Raw genomic sequence first — 487 nt, forward strand, 5'->3', positions numbered from 1 at the left:
GAAGAAGAACGAAAGCGAAGAAAACCGCTATGGGCAGAAGATTGACTTATTGGATCTGACCGAAGGCGCGTTCGAGCAGGGGCGATCGATGCAGATCAATGAAAACCCCTCTGTAGGTTGCAACCCTAATCGAAACAAGCAGCACGGATTTCACTTTACCGCTGACAACTGTATCGGTTGCCATGCCTGCGAAGCCGCTTGTAGTGAAAAGAATGAAAATCCGGCTCACTTGGCTTTCCGCTCGGTTGGTTATGTAGAAGGGGGTTCCTACCCTGACTATAAGCGCATGAACATATCAATGGCGTGTAACCATTGTGACGACCCGGTTTGTTTGAAGGGCTGTCCAACAAAGGCTTATACCAAGCATACTGAATATGGTGCGGTACTCCAGGATCCTGATACCTGCTTTGGTTGTGGTTACTGTACTTGGGTTTGTCCTTATAACGCACCACAGCTTGACCCGGTTAAAGGTCAGGTATCGAAGTGT

Annotated in this window: 1 protein-coding gene; it reads left to right on the forward strand. The window is 48.5% G+C overall.

Annotation, left to right across the window (positions count from 1 at the left end):
• On the forward strand, nt 1-487 hold a 487-nt coding region (locus tag A3761_RS01200; protein ID WP_197472709.1), incomplete at both ends, for a 4Fe-4S dicluster domain-containing protein.

Source organism: Oleiphilus sp. HI0123 (assembly GCF_001635315.1).